The sequence below is a fragment of the Photorhabdus stackebrandtii genome, from assembly GCF_011189495.1.
Taxonomy (GTDB): Bacteria; Pseudomonadota; Gammaproteobacteria; order Enterobacterales; family Enterobacteriaceae; genus Photorhabdus; species Photorhabdus khanii.
Genome location: NZ_PUJV01000152.1, coordinates 1 through 845, shown reverse-complemented (window position 1 = coordinate 845; position 845 = coordinate 1). Strand labels below are relative to the sequence as shown.

Sequence of the window (845 nt, the reverse complement as noted above, 5' to 3'; positions counted from 1 at the left end):
CCTTCTTCATTATCCGCCCCGATGAGAACATAATCCACAGGCTCCTCCTTATTGTATCGTACATTACCTATAACTGAGGCTGAGTCAATTGGTGAAAAACTAGTTTTCCCAAATGCAGTAGTTGCTGTTTCCAGGGTTCCTTTTGCCTGAGCAATTACTGAGTTGTATTGACGTATATACCCTGTTGTATCAATGATATTGTTCTGAATGATTTCATCAAACACACTTTTAATAGGGATGAACCATAAAGCATGCCATCCGTTTTCCTTATAATTGTCGTAGTAAACATAATCGTTAAATCTAACAGCTACATACCCCCTCATTACCACATCAGCAACCCAATCAGCTTGTAATCTATTAATAACCCATGTTGATTTTACTAATACAGAAGAGTGAGCAGGTACAACAGTAGGTACCTTAATGCTTAACCCATTGTCTTTTGAGTTTTTCCAAGATTGTGTGGATGAAACACTTAACTCTGCTGTTATCTCTACTTTCCCATCAGCAAAGAAAGGAACATTAACTCCACCGGATACCTTGTTGCCAATTTTCACTGCCTCGGTAACACTAATAGTTAGTTCAGAGGTTTTTTTCTCTGTAAACGTAACATCCATTGTTTGTTTTTCTCCCGTGCTGTTATGCACAGTGTGGGATAAATCAAATCCCACACCATCAGGAAGTTCTCTTTTGTTTACAAAATGAAACCCCCCAGCTTCTAAATCGCTCTGAACTTCATATTTTGTATACGGAGAAAGGTGAGAATTACCACCATATTTAGTACTCGCAGTAAAATGCAAACTAGTTCCCAGTTGCTTAGCTTTCCACGCACCCCATGCATTAGTAAT

Annotated in this window: 1 protein-coding gene; it reads right to left on the bottom strand. The window is 38.7% G+C overall.

Annotation, left to right across the window (positions count from 1 at the left end; genetic code table 11):
- The coding region (locus C5470_RS22090) for an ETX/MTX2 family pore-forming toxin (RefSeq protein ID WP_166291932.1) at positions 1–845 on the bottom strand (845 nt) is incomplete at both ends.